Source organism: Saccharothrix ecbatanensis, from assembly GCF_014205015.1.
GTDB classification, from domain to species: domain Bacteria; phylum Actinomycetota; class Actinomycetes; order Mycobacteriales; family Pseudonocardiaceae; genus Actinosynnema; species Actinosynnema ecbatanense.
In genome coordinates this window covers 5,319,830-5,335,329 of sequence record NZ_JACHMO010000001.1, presented here as the reverse complement: position 1 = coordinate 5,335,329, position 15,500 = coordinate 5,319,830, and the positions used below count along the sequence as shown (strand labels likewise).

Genomic DNA, 15,500 nt, shown 5'->3' with positions numbered 1-15,500 from the left:
ACCGAGGCCTCACAGCAGCGTCGACGGGGCTGAACAGCAAGCTACCACAGGGCTCTTGGTAATAAGGTGGGTTCGTGGCAGGGGTTTCCGCCGCCGCAGCACTGGAAGCCCGGCAACGGGATCCGCGGGCGGCAATAGCGATGGGCCGTTCGGCGCTGAAGGCGGCACGAGCGGTGGGCGACGCCGAGGAGGCGTCCATAGCCGAGCGCGCGATCGGGTTGTCACTGCGCGAACTGCACGACTTCGAAGGCGCGCTGACCCACCTGCGCCGGTCCATCCGTGCCGCCGAACGAGCGGGTTCGACACGATTGGCCGCACTGGCGAGAGTGAGTCTCGCATTCGTGCTGTCGAACACCGGGCGCCACGCGCTGGCGTTGCGCGCGATCAACGCGGCACTGCCCGAGCTGCGCGGCGGCGACGCGGACATCGCCCGGATGCAGCGCGGCCTGGTGCTGCACTACCTGTGCCGGTACGAGGAGGCCCAGCGCGAGTACAACTGGGCGATCGAGGCCGCCCGCCGCACCGACGACAAGCTCGGTGAAGCGCGCGCCCGGAACAACCGGGGGCTCCTGCGTGCCTACACGGGCGGCCTGCGTGCGGCGGACGAGGACTTCGACCGCGCGGCCGTGCTGTACCGGGAGCTGGACCAAGGGCTGGCCGTGGCGGACGTGCGGTGGAACGCGGGCATCTCGGCGTCACGGGCGGGTGACGTGCCGCGCGCGTTGACCATGTTCGCCGAGGCCGAGCGCGAGTACCGGCGGCTGGAGGTGCCGCGGCCCGCGTTGCTGATCAACCGGCTGGAGCTGCTGGTGTCCGTGCCGCTGCTGGAGGAGGCACGTGCGGCGGCCGACCGGGCGCTCGCGGAACTGGGCGGCGACCTGGTGCTGGCCCGGTCCGAGGCGTTGTTCTACCGGGCCCGGATCGCGCTGCTGGAGGGCGACCTCGACCTGGCCGTGGAGCAGGCGGTGGCGGCGCGCAAGGGGTTCCGCCGGGAGAAGCGCGAGGTGTGGGAGGCGGGCGCGCGGCACGTGGAGCTGCGCGCGGCCTACCTGAGCGGACAGCGGACCAAGGCCCTGGTGACGGCGCTGACGAGGGTGGCGTCCCGGCTGGACGAGCTGGGGTGGCCGATGGCGGGCCTGGAGGCGCGGGTCGACGCGGCCCTGGTCGCCCGGGACATCGGCGACCGCAGGCGTGCGGTGACCGAGCTGTCGACGGCGGGCGCGGCCAGGCGCGGCGGACCGGCGGCGCACCGCGTGCAGGGCTGGTACGCCGAGGCGATGCGGCGTGACCTGCTCGGCAACACGCGCGGCGCGCAGATCGCGTTGCGGCAGGGCCTGGCGCTGCTGGACGAGTACCGGGTGTCGCTGGGGGCGCCTGAGCTGCGGGCGTTGAGCGGCGCGCAGGGCAAGGCGCTGGCGTTGGAGGGCCTGCGGACGGCGGTGGCCGGCGGGCGGGCGGGTCGGGTGCTGAGCTGGGCCGAGGCGTGGCGGGCGGGCGCGCTGCGGATGACGCCGGCCCGGCCGCCGGAGGACTCCGGGCTGGCCGACGCGCTGGCCGAGCTGCGGGCCGTGGCGGCGGACCTGGAGGCGGCGTCCACTGCGGGACGTCCCACGGCGGCGCTGCGGCAGCGGCAGGTGCGCGGCGAGCAGCGGGTGCGCGAGCTGACCCGGCAGGCCGGTGGCGGCGGCGCGGTGTTCAAGCCGCCTGCGGTGCGTGACCTGGCGCGGGCGCTCGGCTCGTCGGCGTTGGTGGAGTACATCGACCACGACGGCGCGTTGCTGGCGGTGGTGGTCGCGGGCGGTCGGGCGTCGCTGCACCGCCTCGGGCCGCTGGACGCCGCGCTGCGCGAACTGCGGCTGCTGCGGTTCGCCCTGCACCGGCTCGTGACGCTGCCCGAGCACGTCGACCGGACGGCGGTGCGCGCGGGCGCCGAGCACGCGGCGAAGTTGTTGCAGGCCAGGCTGCTGGAGCCGGTGCGGCGGCGGCTCGACGACCGGCCGCTGGTGCTCGTGCCGACCGGGAAGCTGGGCGGCCTGCCGTGGTCCGCGCTGCCCGCGTGCCGCGGCCGGTCGGTGACCGTGGTGCCGTCGGCGACGGTGTGGCTGCGAGCCGCCACCTCCACCCTGATTTCACACGATCGGGTGGTCTTGGCGGCGGGTCCGCGGCTTCCCGCCGCGCCGACCGAGATCTCCGCGATCGCCTCCGGCTCGCCACCGGGCAGCTCCGCGTCGGTGCTGGTGGGCGCGTCCGCGACGGTGGACGCGGTGGCGGCGGCGATGGACGGCGCACCGCTGGCCCACGTGGCGGCGCACGGCTCGTTCCGCGCGGACAACCCGCTGTTCTCCGCGCTGGAACTCGCGGACGGGCCGCTCACCGTCTACGACTTGGAACGGCTGCGCACCCCACCGGCTCGGGTCGTGCTGTCCGCGTGCGACTCGGGCCTGTCCGCGGTGCGGCCCGGCGACGAGCTGATGGGCTTCACCGCCGCGCTGCTCGGGCTCGGCACCCGGACCCTCGTCGCGCCGGTCGTCCCGGTGCCGGCCGAGGTCACCACACCGCTGATGGTCGAACTGCACCGCAGGCTGGGCAAGGGCGACTCGCCCGCGATGGCGTTGGCCGGGGCGCAGGAAGCGCACCGGGAGGACGGCGACGCCGCGTACGCCGCGAGCGCCGGGTTCCTCTGCTTCGGCGCGTAGCGACTCTCTCGCGTAGCGACTCTCTTGGGAGGACAGGACATGGCGTTCGACGAACACCTTGCCGAACGGATCCGCGACGAGATCGGCGACCTGCCCGGCGTCAGCGCCAAGCGCATGTTCGGCTCGCTCGTGTTCCTGCTGCACGGCAACATGCTGGTCGGCGTGAGCGGCGACGACATGATCGCCCGCGTCGGCCCGGACGCCGCGGACGCGTGCCTCGCCCTGCCCGGCACGAAGGTCTTCGACCTCACCGGCAAGGTGATGCGCGGGTGGGTCGTGGTCGACGGCGCGGTGCTGGACGAGGACTCCGGGCTGACCGACTGGATCGGCCGGGCGCGGGAGTTCGTCGAGGCGTTGCCTCCGAAGTAGAGGGCCTCCCAAGTGGGGCCTGCCAAGTGGGGCCTACCAAAAGTGGGGGCCTGCCAAGTGAGGGCCGCCAAGTAACGGCCGGCGCGAGTACGAGGCTGCCCAAGTACGGGTCTGTCCAAGTAGGTTGGCCGGGTGGACGCACACGACATGCTCGCCGTAGCGGTGGCCGAGGCCCGCGCCGGACTCGCCGAGGGCGGCATCCCGATCGGCGCGGCGCTGTTCGCCGCGGACGGCACGCTCCTCGGCCGCGGCCACAACCGGCGCGTGCAGGACGGTGACGCCTCCACCCACGCCGAGACCGCCGCGTTCCGCGACGCGGGCCGCCGGGCCGGCTACCGGGACACGATCATGGTCACCACGCTGTCACCCTGTTGGTATTGCAGCGGTCTCGTTCGCCAGTTCGGGATCCCCCATGTGGTGATCGGCGAGGCCCGGACGTTCCACGGCGGTCACGACTGGCTCGCGGAACACGGGGTGCGGATCACCCTCCTGGACGACCCGGAGTGCGTTCGGATGATGACCGACTTCATCGCCGCCAAGCCGGAGCTGTGGTTCGAGGACATCGGCGAGGACGTCAGCGCGGACATCGGTCAAGAGCAGTCTTAACGCGCCGCGCTCCGCGTGGACACAATCCCGACACGGGGCGTGTCCAGGATCAGCGGGCATGGAACGTTGGCGCGTAGACGAATCGCTCGACGCACTGGTGCTGGACGAGACCGCCGTGGCGGTGGAGGTGCCCGCGAGCTGGGGCGCCGAGGTCAGCCACCAACTCCGCTCGGCCGGCCCGCTCGGCCCGATCCTGGCCATCCCCGGCCCGCGGCTGCGCTGGTTGTTCCTGGCCAGACCCGATCCCGGACCCGTGCCGCCGCACGTGCCGCCACCCCACGTCCGCTACTGGGACGGCCCGCGCCGGATCCCGGCCGCCGAGTCGAGGTGGGTCGTGCCCCCGGCGGGCGCACTGCCCCCGGTGGGGGCGGTGCGCTGCGCCATCAGGACTGTCCGCCGGTTCGGCTAGAACCGGCTCAAAGCCTCGTCGACGGAACCGACGACGGTGAACACGGAGTCCAGACCGGTCGCCTCGATCGGCCGCTGCGTCGCCCGGCTGGTCGCCACCAGCACCAACGGGATGCCCAGTTCGCTCGCCCGCTGACGGCCCACCACCAGCGACTCCAGGCCCGCGGAGCCGAGGAAGCGCACCCCGCCCAGGTCCACCACCACGGCCCGCACGTTCTCGACCAGGTGCTCCTGCAACGGCCTGGCCAACTCGTCCGCGCTGCTCGTGTCCAACTCGCCCGACACGTGCAGCACCACCACGCCGTCCGAGGGTCTGTCGACCCTTACGGAAGCGAGCGTCGCCGCGGGTTCTGGCACTCTGGTTCTCCTCTCACTCGATCGACGCCGGATCGGCGTCGACTTCACGGTAGTCCTCAAAAGGCCTCGTCAACCGTCTCGGCGAGGATCAGGTCCACGAGCCTGCGGGCGTCGGGCGAGCTGCCGAACGCCCTGCGCTGCCGCGCCGCGCCGCTGCCGTGCGCGTCCAGCCACCCGACGTGTTCCTCCACAGTGGACAGAGCGTCGGCGTCGCGGAGCGCGTTGCCGCACCAGGCAACCAGTTCGGTGAGGCGGTCCCGGGCGGGCACCAGGTGGCCGGTGCGCGGGTCGACCGCCAGACCGTCCACACCGTCCCGCGCGGCCCGCCAGTAGGCGGCGCGCAACAGCACGTCGTTCACCCGTTCAGGTTCACCCGAGTCGGCGGCGGTGCGGGCGAACGCCCGGATGACCTCGGCGATGACGACGGCCTCGCGGGCCGTCATCGGGATGTCCGAGACCCGCACCTCGACCGTCGGGTGCTGCGCGGACGGGCGGACGTCCCAGTAGACCATGCCGGCGTCGAGCAGCACCTCGGTCGACTCCAGGGCGCTGACCAGCCGGTCGTACTCGTCGCCGGACTCCAGGTGCGGCGGCGGGCCGCTGACCGGCCAGCGCGACCAGACGACCGAGCGCCAACTCGCGTACCCGGTGTCCTCGGCGTGTTCGATCGGGGAGTTCGCGCCCAACGCGAGCAGCGTCGGCAGCCACGGGCGCAGGGCGTTCGACACGCGGACGGCGACGTCCCGGTCCGGCACGCCCACGTGGACGTGCAGGCCGCAGACGCCCTGGCCGCCGATGATCTTGCGGTGCGAGTACCGCATCAGCCGGTAGCGGGCGTCGTCGGTGTCCGGTGGCGGCCCAAGCGTGCCGATCGGCGGCACCGCGGAGGCCAGCAGCCGGCAGCCCGCCGCGTGCGCGGCCTTCGCCAGGTGGGTCCGGCCGAGCAGGACCTGTTCCGCCAGCTCCCCGGCCGTCCCGCACACCGGCGTGGCCACCTCGATCTGGAACGGCGTCAGCTCGCGCTGCACGTCCATGTCGGTGTCGGCGTGCTGCGCGACCGACTCGGCCAGTGGCACGGGTCGGCGGGACTCGGGGTCGACGAGCAGGAACTCCTGCTCGACTCCGACGGTCCACGGCGGGGTCATGACGGTCCCGTACCCACTTGGCGGCCCGTTCAACCCCTGTGTCGGCATCCGGTCGCCCAGTGGTGGTTTCGGGCCGGTCCAGCCGGGAACCTGCCCGCTGTGAGACTGCGGCGCAGCGACCCGTCCGGCCCCGGCTGGCACCGCCGCGCCCGTGGCCGCGGGTTCCAGTACACCGACGCCACGGGTGCGCCGGTCGATCCCGAGTCGGTGGAGCGGATCAAGTCCCTCGCCATCCCGCCCGCGTGGCGCGACGTGTGGGTGTGCCCGTACCCGAACGGGCACATCCAGTCGGTGGGCACGGACGCCGCCGGCCGCCGCCAATACCTGTACCACCCGCGGTGGCGGCAGGACCGGGACGAGGAGAAGCACGACCGGGTGCTGGCGCTGGCGCCGACGTTGCCGGCGTTCCGGGCGGAGGTGGGGCGGGAGTTGGCGTCGCGGGGGCGGTCCCGTGACCGGGTGCTGGCGGTGGCGTTGGCGTTGCTGGACCGGGGCGTGTTCCGGGTGGGGAGTGAGGAGTACGCGGCGGACAACGGCACGCATGGCGTGGCGACTCTGCTGTGCTCGCACGTGGCTGTGGGCTCTTCGGGCTCTTCCGGCTCTTGGGGCTCTGCGGGCTCTGCGGGCTCTGCGGGCTCTTCCACTGTGGACTTCTGCTACCCGGCCAAGGGCGGGATCGAGTTCACCGCTTCGGTGGAGGACGCGGCGTTGGCGCGGGCGGTGAAGTCGTTGCTGCGCGGGCGTTCCGGTGGGGATCGGCTGTTGGTGGACGTGCGGGGGTACGAGGTCGGGTCGGATGACGTGAACGAGCGGTTCAAGGAGTTGGTGGGGGCGGAGTTCTCGGTGAAGGACTTGCGGACTTGGCATGCGACGGTGTCGGCTGCGGTGGCGTTCGCGCGGGAGGGGCGGCCGGAGTCGCGGCGTGGGCGGAAGCGGGTGGAGGTGGCGGTGATGCGGGAGGTGGCGGAGAGCTTGGGGAACACGCCGGCGGTGGCGCGGAAGTCGTACGTCGATCCGAGGGTGGTGCGGCTGTTCGACGAGGGGCGGTTGATCAAGCCGAGGTCGGGTGATCGTGAGAAGGTGGAGCGCGCGGTGTGGCGGATGCTGCGCGGTGCCTAGGGATGCGTCGGAGTCCCGCTACACGATTGGGTGATCATGGGCCGAAAATGTACGGAAACACTGTTACCGATACTCGGTTGAAAACCAGCGGAGCCCCGAACCACCCCCGACCCTCACTCCCGAACGACCCAGGCCCTCACTCGCGAACGACCTCCGACTCCTACTTCCGCAGCAACGCCCGACCCTCAGTCCCGCAGCAACGCCCCGACATCCTCATGCAACCGAACCGCCCCACCGACAAGCACGATCTCGGCCTCACAAGCCACCGCCCGCAACGGCAGCACCTCGTCGGCCCGCCCACCGTCGACCTCCTGCGAGCCCACGACGGTGTCGGTGAGCAACAACGTGTCGACGCGCCCGTCCTCCAGCGCCCGCCCGACCGCCTCCAGCCCGTGCACCGCGCGCCCGGTGAGCCGAGTCGACTCGTCCCGGAACCGCTCGACCACCACGCGCCGCGCGTCCTGATTCGCCCGCCCGGCCAGGTGCAGCACCGCCCGATCCGGTGACCCCTCCACCTCGACCACCAGGTGGTGGTAGCGGGTAGGAAGTGCCACCCGCAGCGATTGCCGCCCGGCCACCGGCCCGGCCAGCACCAGCAGTGGTGCGTCGAGGCGGTCCACGAGCGTCGCGGCCTCCTCGGCGACGTCCGCCAACTCCGCCGCGTCCAGCCGTCGGCCGGGTCGGCGCGCGCCCACCGTCGCCACGGCCACCGGCCGCCCGGTCGGGTCCACCGCGCGCAGGTCCGCGCCGTGCTCGCCGACCTCGACGACCACGTGCGGGAGGAGGGGTTCGGAGAGGTCGACCAAGGGGAGCACGTACGGGAGTGGGCCGTAGCGCGCGGTGTAGCCGGTGGGTGGGACGGGGACGTAGCGGTCCAGCAGGACCCGGCCGTCGCCCAGGATGAGACCCCGGCCGGCGAGGCCGCGTGGGGTCACGCTTGAGGTGATCGCGTTGTGCGCCAAAGCGACCAGGTACGCGTCGGCCTGCTGGGCCTGGAGTTGATCGCGCATGGCCCGCCACCGCAGGTCGACGTGATCGCCTACGTCGAGGAACACGGAGACGAACGGGCCCTCGACGTCCAGCAGGTCTTGCAGACTCGCCGTGTGCATCGGTCCTCCCCGATCGGTCACTCGGGTGGTACCCGAAAGTGGCTCGATGCAACCGTTTTGGCGGAGCGGTGCGGAGGTCGGCCGGTGGTGGTTCTGCGCGAAAGTGGGGCGGTGTAACGCGAAAGTGTGCAACGCGACCGTGTGCGGCGCCGAGAGGGTACGAGGGGCTGGCAGGAGGAGACGGCAGGAGGAGACGGCAGGAGGAGTGGGCAAGCGGGACGGCAGGCGGGGAGGGGAGGTGCAGGCGGGCGGGAGGCCAGGGCAGGCGGGGAGGACACGCAGAGAGCTAAGGGGAGTGATGTGGGTGGCGGGTGCAAGTGGATGGCGACCGGGATGGGGGCAGGCGAGGGAAGGGAGGGGTGGGGCGGGAGCGGGCGGTGCGGGGGTGTGGCCGGGGGATTGGGGGGTTAGCGGGAGCGGGCGGTGCGGTTGGCGTGTTGTTCGCACCAGGCGCAGCTTTCGGCTACGGCTACTGAGGCGAAGCCGATCAGCAGGTGCACGACGTTCCCCACGGTTCCCGCGTCCATCGCGCCGTCGGGCTGTCCTACGCCGAACGCGAACACGACCAGGTACACCACGCCCAGCGCACTCCCCGCCATCCGGGCCACACGCGTGCGCACCGCCGCTACTCCGATCACCAGACCGGTCACCACGTGCAGCACCCCGGGAGGCACCTCGCCCCGCACAAAATCCACCACACCCCACAGCGTGAGCAACACGCCCAACCCCAGGGCTGCTCGCTGCGGCCAGGCCAGGCTCCCCAGGCTCGTCACCACTGCGACCACCCCTTCCGCCTCGTCGAGCCACCCGCGGAACCCCACCTGACCACCGGGCCGTGTGCTGTTGGGTCACTGAGCGCTATCACCGCTATCACTACTCATCATCGAGCAGAGACCGCAATCGGGCCAGTGATCGGCTCAGAAGGCGCGAAACGTGCATCTGCGACACGCCCACCGAGTCCGCGATCTGGCTCTGCGTCATGTTCCGGAAGAACCGCAACACCACGATCCGCCTCTCCCTCTTGGGTAGCCCGCGCAGCATCGGATCCAACGCGTGATGCAGCTCGACCACCTCCAAAGCCGGATCGTCGCAGATCAGAGCATCGGCGTAGTTCAACTCGTCGCTGATCGACTGCTCGTCCAACGACAGCAGGTGGTACGCCGACGTCGCGTGCAGCCCCTCGTACACCTCGTCCAACGCGATGCCGAGGTGCCGTGCCACCTCACTGGGCGTCGGCGTCCGTCCGGTCAACCGGGACAGCTCCACCCGCGCCGCGTCGATCGCGACGCACAGTTCCTTCAACCGCCGCGGCACTCTGACGGCCCACCCCTGGTCACGCAGGTACCGCCGCACCTCGCCGGTGATGGTGGGCACCGCGAACGCCAGGAAGTCGATCCCCCTCGACACGTCGAACCGGTCCACCGCGTTGATCAGCCCGAGCGCCGCCACCTGCCGCAGGTCCTCGACCGACTCGCCCCGCTCGGCGAACCGGTCGGCGATGTGCCTGGCCATCGGCAGGTGCTCGGTCACCAATCGATCGCGTATCCGCTGGTAGTGCTCGCCGTCCCGCTCGGCCTCCGCCAGCTCGTGGAACAGCGGCTGGTAGTCCACGGCGCTCACCGCTGACACCCGTTCATCGCCGACACCCGCTCACGCCAGATACCCGCTCATGCCCGACACCCGCTCATGCCCGACACCTCAGCTCGACCCGCAACCGCCCTTCCCCATCGATCCAGGTCGCCACCGCGTCGGTCACGGAACTGACAACCCTCCAGTACAAGGAGTCATGATCCGGCACGGTCATCGCGGCCGACCTCACCTCCGCCCGGAAGCGCACGGAATCACCTTCACGGGCGAACCGGCACCGCAGTTCGGACGACGGCGCCAGCGACCGCGCGATGAGCGCGGTGCACGCCTCGTCGACGGCGATGACCAGGTCTATGGCCAGCTCAGGCGTGGACCGGGCGAGCGCACCCGCGACCGCGCGGACGGTCGAGAGGTAGGCCGGTCTCGCCGCCACCCTGAGCTCAAGCTCCGAGCCGTCCATGTGTGGCGAACGCTCCTCACAACCCCGTTGTCGTCGCCGGGGGCATACCCACGGACCCCTCCCGCTACACCCGTCCACACAGGACCGAGCAACAGAATCGTGAAAGCCGAACATGCCGTGAGCTGGTTCATCACGGTTTGCGAACAGCGGTAGGTAACCGTGTGACTGGAGTCATACTGATCGCCACCCCGACATCCCCACGGAGGCGCCTGGTGCTTGAGGCGAACAACCTTGAGGTGGTCTACGACGACGTGATGTTGGTGCTGCGCGGTGTGAGCCTGAGGGTGCCCGAAGGGCGCATCGTCGCTCTCCTGGGCGCCAACGGAGCGGGCAAGACGACCCTGCTCAGGGCGTTGTCCGGCCTGCTCGACGTGCACGACGGCAAGATCACCCGCGGCCGGATCACGCTCGACGGCGAACCGGTCCACCGCTCCTCCCCGACCCGCATCGCGTCGCTCGGCGTGAAGCAGGCGCTGGAGGGCAGGCGCATCCTCGGCGAGCTCACGGTCGAGGAGAACCTGCGCGTCGGCGGGCACAGCAGGCCGCGCGGCATCAAGCAGAACCTGGAACGGATGTACGAGCTGTTCCCCAGGTTGAAGGAGCGGCGCAGGCAGAGCGCGGGCTACCTGTCCGGCGGCGAGCAGCAGATGCTGTCCATCGGCCGGGCGCTCATGTCCGAGCCGCGCTACCTGCTGCTGGACGAGCCGAGCCTGGGCCTCGCGCCGCTCATGGTGCAGCAGATCCGCGACCTCATCGTGAAGATCAACGCGGCGGGCACGACCGTGCTGCTGGTCGAGCAGAACGCGACCATGGCGCTGTCCATCGCCGACCACGGCTACGTGCTGGAGAACGGCAAGGTCGTGATGGACAAGCCGGCCGCGGCGCTGCTGGCCGACGAGGACGTGCGCGAGTTCTACCTGGGCCTGCGCGGCGAGGGCGCCACGCAGTCGTTCCGCGACGTGAAGCACTACAAGCGGCGGAAGCGGTGGTTGTCGTGAGCCTTCCCGACGAGGACGCCCAGGCGAACGTCCTGGAGATGGACCAGGTGACGCTGGCGTTCGACGGCGTCACGGCCGTGGACGGCGTGTCGTTCCACGTGGCCGCGGGCGAGTTGTTCGCCATCATCGGGCCCAACGGCGCGGGCAAGACCTCGATCTTCAACGTGCTGTCCGGCGTCTACCGGCCGCAGAAGGGCTCGGTCCGGTTCCTGGGTGACGAGATCGTGGGCAAGCGCCCGCACAAGATCGCCGCCATGGGCATCGCCCGGACGTTCCAGAACATCGAGCTGTTCGGGCACCTCTCCGTGGTGGAGAACCTGATGTTGGGCCGGCACAACCACATGCGGTACGGGGCGCTCGCCGCGTTCGCGTGGGTAGGCCGGGCCCGGCGTGAGGAGCTGGCGAACCGGGCGGCCGTCGAGGAGGTCATCGACTTCCTCGAACTGGAGCAGTGGCGCGGCCTGCCCGTCGGCCTGCTGCCGTACGGGGTGCAGAAGCGCGTCGAGCTGGGGCGCGCGCTCGCGATGGAGCCGAAGGTGCTCCTGCTGGACGAGCCGGTCGCGGGCATGAACGTCGAGGAGACCGAGGACATGGCGCGGTTCGTGCTGGACGTCCGGGACGAGCTCGGCATCGCGATGGTCATGGTCGAGCACGACATGGGCCTGGTGATGGACCTCGCGGACCGGGTGATGGTGCTCGACTTCGGCAAGCCCATCCGCACCGGCACGCCCGCCGAGGTGCAGCAGGACCCGAACGTCGTGCGCGCCTACCTGGGCGAGGCGCACCAGACCGTGGGAGGTGTCGCATGACCGCCCCGACCACCACCGCCACCGGCCTGACCACCATCGCCACCCGCGTGCGGGACCGGGCGAAGTCGGCCCCGGACACGGTGGCGCTGCGGGCCAAGGACTTCGGCATCTGGCAGGAGGTCGGCTGGTCGCGGTACTGGGACCAGTCGGAGCTCGTCGGGCACGCCCTGCTGGCGCTCGGTGTCGAGCCGGGCGATCGGGTCGCGATCCACTCGGAGAACCGCCGCGAATGGCTGTACTCCGACATCGGCACGGTGGCCGTCCGCGCGATCACCGTGGGCCTGTACCCGACGAACCCGGCGAGCGAAGTCGCCTACCTGCTCTCGCACTCCGGCGCCCGCGTGCTGATCGCCGAGGACCAGGAGCAGGTGGACAAGGCGCTCGCCGTGCTGGACTCCCTGCCCGACCTGGAGCGCATCGTCTACATCGAGCCGCGCGGCATCCGGCACCGCTACGACAACCCCAAGCTGCTCGCCTGGGAGGACTTCCTGGCGCTCGGCGCGGAACACCGGGGCTCACACCCCGACGCGGTGGACCGGCGGATGCGGGAGGCCGCGCCGGACGACGTGATGACGTTGATCTACACGTCCGGCACTACCGGGCCGCCCAAGGGCGCGATGCTGACCGTGGCGAACGTCGAGTTCGCGATCGAGTCGCTGGTCGAGGGCGGAGGGTTCACCGACCCACCGCCGTCGCCGAAGGACATCACCCTCTCCTACCTCCCGCTGTGCCACGTGGCCGAACGCATCTTCACCACGTGGTTCAGCGCGTCGGCCGGGGTTCAGGTGCACTTCGCCGAGTCCATCGAGACCGTGCAGGCCAACCTGCGCGAGGTGCAGCCGACGATCCTGTTCGGGGTGCCGCGGATCTGGGAGAAGCTGTTGGCGGGCATCACGATCAGCGCGTCCAGCGCCACCTGGCTCAAGCGCATGACGACCCGGTTCTGGCTGAACGTGGCCGACGGGCTCGGCGAACGGCTGGTCCGCAACGGCGGCGAGCACACGTTCGGCACCCGGCTGAAGTACGGCGTGGGCTGGCTGTTCTGCTTCCGCGCGCTGAAGACGCGGATCGGGATGCGGCACGTCCGGTACGCGTCGTCGGGCGCGGCGCCCATCGCGCCGGAGGTGCTGCGGTTCTTCATGGGCATCGGCGTCCCGATGCACGAGGTGTACGGGATGACCGAGAACAGCGCCATCGCCACCGGAAACCGGCCCGGCCGGGTCAAGGTCGGCACGGTCGGCGAGCCGCACCCCGGCGTGGAGCTGCGGATCGCCGACGACGGCGAGATCCAGACCCGGCACCGGGGCGTGTTCGCGGGCTACTGGCGCGACGAGGACGCCACCGGGCGGGCGATGACCCCGGACGGGTGGTTGCGCACGGGTGACGTCGGCGAGTGGGTGGACGGCACGCACGTCCGCATCACCGACCGGATGAAGGACATCATCATCACCGCGGGCGGCAAGAACGTGGCGCCGTCGGAGATCGAGAACGCGCTGAAGACGTCGCCGTACATCAAGGAAGCGATCGTGGTGGGCGACCAGCGGCCGTACCTGGTGGCGCTGATCGGCATCGAGCAGGACACCGTCGGCCACTGGGCCAGGCAGCGCCGGATCGCCTACACCACCTACCGCGACCTGGCGGAGAAGGACGAGGTGCGGGAGTTGGTGCAGGACATCGTCACGAAGGTCAACGAGAAGTTCGCCTCCGTGGAGCAGGTGAAGAAGTTCCGCATGCTGCCCAAGGAGCTCGACCACGAGGACGGCGAGCTGACCGCGACGCAGAAGGTGAAGCGGTCGGCGCTGGCCAAGGTGTTCGGCGACCTCGTGGACGACATGTACCTCGGGGGGCGCGGATGAGCGAGTTCGTGCAGTCGATGCTCCGGGGCCTGGGCTCCGGGTCGATCTACGCGCTGCTGGCGCTGGGTTTCGTCATCATCTACAAGTCCACCAGGGTGATCAGCTTCGCCCAGCCGGCGTTCATGCTGGCGGGCGCGGTGCTGGTCAGCTACCTGGCCGCGGAGATCGGGTTCTTCGCGGCCGTGCCGGTCGCGGCGGTGCTGATCGCGGTGCTGGCGCTGGGCGTGGAGCGGACCGTGCTGCGGCCGATGATCGGCAAGCCGGTGTTCGTGGTCGCGATCATCACCATCGGCGTGGACGTGGTGGTGCGGGTGGTGACCAACTCGTTCATCGGGCTGGACGTCCGCCAGGTGGGTGACCCGTGGGGCCTGTCGACGGTGACGCTGTTCGGCGTCGACGTGCAGCAGCGGTACCTGGTGATGTTCGTGACGACGGCGGTCGTGGTCGCGGTGCTGTTCGCGTTCTTCCGGTTCTCCCGGATCGGGCTGGCCATGCGCGCGGTCGCCTACGACCAGGAGGTGGCGCTGGCGCAGGGCATCTCGGTCGGCTCGGTGTTCGCCCTGTCGTGGGCCATCGCGGGCGGGCTGGCCGCGCTGGCAGGGGTGTTCGTGGCCACCGGCGCCGGTGTCGACCAGCAGCTGTGGGTGATCGCGCTGAAGGCGTTGCCGGCGATCATCCTCGGCGGGCTGGACTCGCTCGGCGGCGCGGTCGTCGGCGGGCTCGCGGTGGGGGTCGTCGAATCGCTCGTCGGCACCTACCAGGGTGACGTCGCGCCGTGGCTCGGGCCGAACTTCGCGCTCGTCGCGCCGTACGTGCTGATGCTGGTCGTGCTGCTCGTCCGGCCCTACGGGCTGTTCGGCAGCAAGGAGGTGGAACGAGTGTGAAGGGCCGTCCAGGGCTGTACACCTCTTACGCGCAGGACACGGCGTTCCTCAACACGCGTCCCAAGCGCTCGTGGACGGGCGCGCTGGTGGTGTTCGCGCTGCTCCTGCCGTTCGCCGTCACCGACGACCTGCTGACGCTGCTGGCCACCGGTTTCGTGGCGGCGATCGGCGCGATCGGGCTGAACATCGTGACCGGGTACGCCGGCCAGGTGTCGTTGGGCCACGCGTTCTTCCTGGCCATCGGCGCGTACACGGGAGCCGCCCTGTCGGGTGACCCGGACGGGCGGGTGCTCGGGTTCGGCGTGACGGAGCTGCCGGTGTGGCTGCTGGCGTCCGGGCTGGTGGCCGGGCTCGCGGGGCTGATCGTGGCCCCGATCGCGGCCCGGCTGCGCGGGCTGTACCTGGCGATCGTGACGCTGGGGCTGGTGTTCCTGGGCGAGCACGTCTTCCGGGAGTGGACGTCGCTGACGGGTGGTCCCGGTGTGGGCCGGCCGGCGGCGGTGCCCGAGCTGTTCGGCGTGCGGCTGGACCGGGCGTCGGCGTGGTTCACCGGGCCCCAGCAGCTGTACCTGCTGATGTTCGTGCTGCTGGTGATCTTCGGCGTGCTGGCGCGGAACCTCGTGCGGTCGAGGATCGGGCGGGCGTTCGCGGCGGTGCGGGACCGGGACCTGGCGGCGGCCGTCATCGGGGTCGACCTGACCCGGTACAAGGCGCTGGCGTTCGCCGTGTCGTCGTTCTACGCCGGTGTGGCGGGCTCGTTGCTGTTCGTGGTCAACGGGTTCTTCGACCCCGGCTCGTTCGGCCTGCTGCTGTCGGTGCAGTACATCGCCATGGTGCTCATCGGCGGCGCGGGCACGATCTCCGGCGCCATCATGGGCGCGCTGTTCATCACGCTGCTGCCGCGCATCACCCGGGAACTCCCGACGGTGCTGCCGTTCATCAGCTCCGACGCGACCGGCGGGATCTCGGTGTTCCAGGTCGAGGCGGTCCTCTACGGGCTGCTGATCGTGGTGTTCCTGATCGTGGAGCCACGGGGCCTGTTCGGAATCTGGGTGCGCGTGCGCAATTACTGGCGCACTTGGCCTTTCTCGTACTGA

General features: G+C 71.0%; 16 protein-coding genes. 10 read left to right on the top strand and 6 right to left on the bottom strand.

The genetic code is table 11. The features are described from left to right. Positions 1-74: 74 nt before the first annotated feature. The 4 genes from F4560_RS22300 to F4560_RS22285 all read left to right on the top strand — a co-directional run bounded on the left by F4560_RS22300 (position 75) and on the right by F4560_RS22285 (position 4,080). Positions 75-2,696: a CHAT domain-containing protein gene (locus F4560_RS22300; protein ID WP_184922851.1), complete on the top strand. Its 2,622-nt coding sequence runs from the start codon at positions 75-77 to the stop codon at positions 2,694-2,696. 39 nt (positions 2,697-2,735) lie between these two features. Further along, positions 2,736-3,065 carry a TfoX/Sxy family protein gene (locus F4560_RS22295; protein ID WP_184922849.1) on the top strand — a complete coding sequence of 110 codons (330 nt, stop codon included), beginning with the start codon at positions 2,736-2,738 and terminating at the stop codon, positions 3,063-3,065. A 147-nt stretch (positions 3,066-3,212) separates the two neighbouring features. Beyond that, on the top strand, positions 3,213-3,671 hold the full coding sequence (locus F4560_RS22290) for a nucleoside deaminase (RefSeq protein ID WP_184929305.1): 459 nt from the start codon (positions 3,213-3,215) through the stop codon (positions 3,669-3,671). A 58-nt stretch (positions 3,672-3,729) separates the two neighbouring features. Beyond that, the gene (locus F4560_RS22285; protein WP_184922847.1) at positions 3,730-4,080 is read left to right on the top strand and encodes a hypothetical protein; all 351 of its coding nucleotides are present in this window, start codon (positions 3,730-3,732) and stop codon (positions 4,078-4,080) included. On the opposite strand, the gene F4560_RS45715 is transcribed toward F4560_RS22285, so the two are convergent. Beyond that, on the bottom strand, positions 4,077-4,436 hold the full coding sequence (locus F4560_RS45715) for an STAS domain-containing protein (protein WP_184922844.1): 360 nt from the start codon (positions 4,434-4,436) through the stop codon (positions 4,077-4,079). The genes F4560_RS22285 and F4560_RS45715 overlap by 4 nt on opposite strands. Before the next feature lie 56 nt (positions 4,437-4,492). Then, on the bottom strand, positions 4,493-5,581 hold the full coding sequence (locus F4560_RS22275; protein WP_184922842.1) for a carboxylate-amine ligase: 1,089 nt from the start codon (positions 5,579-5,581) through the stop codon (positions 4,493-4,495). Between the two features lie 99 nt (positions 5,582-5,680). Here F4560_RS22275 and F4560_RS22270 point away from each other — a divergent pair, with 99 nt between their 5' ends. Next, positions 5,681-6,700: a DNA topoisomerase IB gene (locus F4560_RS22270; RefSeq protein WP_184922840.1), complete on the top strand. Its 1,020-nt coding sequence runs from the start codon at positions 5,681-5,683 to the stop codon at positions 6,698-6,700. A gap of 185 nt (positions 6,701-6,885) precedes the next feature. On the opposite strand, the gene F4560_RS22265 is transcribed toward F4560_RS22270, so the two are convergent. The 4 genes from F4560_RS22265 to F4560_RS22250 all read right to left on the bottom strand — a co-directional run bounded on the left by F4560_RS22265 (position 6,886) and on the right by F4560_RS22250 (position 9,856). Then, positions 6,886-7,809: a baeRF2 domain-containing protein gene (locus tag F4560_RS22265; RefSeq protein ID WP_184922838.1), complete on the bottom strand. Its 924-nt coding sequence runs from the start codon at positions 7,807-7,809 to the stop codon at positions 6,886-6,888. Between the two features lie 407 nt (positions 7,810-8,216). Further along, positions 8,217-8,630, bottom strand: a complete 414-nt coding sequence (locus F4560_RS22260; RefSeq protein WP_184922836.1) for a hypothetical protein — start codon at positions 8,628-8,630, stop codon at positions 8,217-8,219. Between the two features lie 52 nt (positions 8,631-8,682). Continuing rightward, positions 8,683-9,429 carry a SigB/SigF/SigG family RNA polymerase sigma factor gene (locus F4560_RS22255; RefSeq protein ID WP_184922834.1) on the bottom strand — a complete coding sequence of 249 codons (747 nt, stop codon included), beginning with the start codon at positions 9,427-9,429 and terminating at the stop codon, positions 8,683-8,685. Positions 9,430-9,493: 64 nt separating this feature from the next. Continuing rightward, positions 9,494-9,856, bottom strand: coding sequence for an ATP-binding protein (locus tag F4560_RS22250; protein ID WP_184922832.1), 363 nt, complete (start codon positions 9,854-9,856; stop codon positions 9,494-9,496). Between the two features lie 212 nt (positions 9,857-10,068). Here F4560_RS22250 and F4560_RS22245 point away from each other — a divergent pair, with 212 nt between their 5' ends. From F4560_RS22245 to F4560_RS22225, 5 genes are read left to right on the top strand one after another with little or no spacing between them, the layout of a single operon-like run. Continuing rightward, entirely contained in the window at positions 10,069-10,854 is a 786-nt protein-coding gene (locus F4560_RS22245) for an ABC transporter ATP-binding protein (protein WP_184922830.1), read from the top strand. Then, positions 10,851-11,663, top strand: coding sequence for an ABC transporter ATP-binding protein (locus tag F4560_RS22240; RefSeq protein WP_312869413.1), 813 nt, complete (start codon positions 10,851-10,853; stop codon positions 11,661-11,663). Before F4560_RS22245 ends, F4560_RS22240 begins: the two co-directional genes overlap by 4 nt. Beyond that, on the top strand, positions 11,660-13,519 hold the full coding sequence (locus F4560_RS22235) for an AMP-dependent synthetase/ligase (RefSeq protein ID WP_184922828.1): 1,860 nt from the start codon (positions 11,660-11,662) through the stop codon (positions 13,517-13,519). Before F4560_RS22240 ends, F4560_RS22235 begins: the two co-directional genes overlap by 4 nt. Next, positions 13,516-14,403, top strand: coding sequence for a branched-chain amino acid ABC transporter permease (locus F4560_RS22230; RefSeq protein ID WP_184922826.1), 888 nt, complete (start codon positions 13,516-13,518; stop codon positions 14,401-14,403). The genes F4560_RS22235 and F4560_RS22230 overlap by 4 nt, the downstream gene beginning before the upstream one ends. Beyond that, a complete protein-coding gene (locus F4560_RS22225) occupies positions 14,400-15,500 on the top strand; it encodes a branched-chain amino acid ABC transporter permease (protein ID WP_184922824.1) in 1,101 nt (366 codons plus the stop codon). The genes F4560_RS22230 and F4560_RS22225 overlap by 4 nt, the downstream gene beginning before the upstream one ends.

Coding starts and splice junctions, on each gene's coding strand:
- F4560_RS22250 (WP_184922832.1), bottom strand. CDS start 9,856: ATGGACGGCTCGGAGCTTGAGCTCAGGGTGGCGGCGAGACCGGCCTAC.
- F4560_RS22285 (WP_184922847.1), top strand. CDS start 3,730: ATGGAACGTTGGCGCGTAGACGAATCGCTCGACGCACTGGTGCTGGAC.
- F4560_RS22275 (WP_184922842.1), bottom strand. CDS start 5,581: ATGACCCCGCCGTGGACCGTCGGAGTCGAGCAGGAGTTCCTGCTCGTC.
- F4560_RS22295 (WP_184922849.1), top strand. CDS start 2,736: ATGGCGTTCGACGAACACCTTGCCGAACGGATCCGCGACGAGATCGGC.
- F4560_RS22230 (WP_184922826.1), top strand. CDS start 13,516: ATGAGCGAGTTCGTGCAGTCGATGCTCCGGGGCCTGGGCTCCGGGTCG.
- F4560_RS22265 (WP_184922838.1), bottom strand. CDS start 7,809: ATGCACACGGCGAGTCTGCAAGACCTGCTGGACGTCGAGGGCCCGTTC.
- F4560_RS22290 (WP_184929305.1), top strand. CDS start 3,213: ATGCTCGCCGTAGCGGTGGCCGAGGCCCGCGCCGGACTCGCCGAGGGC.
- F4560_RS22235 (WP_184922828.1), top strand. CDS start 11,660: ATGACCGCCCCGACCACCACCGCCACCGGCCTGACCACCATCGCCACC.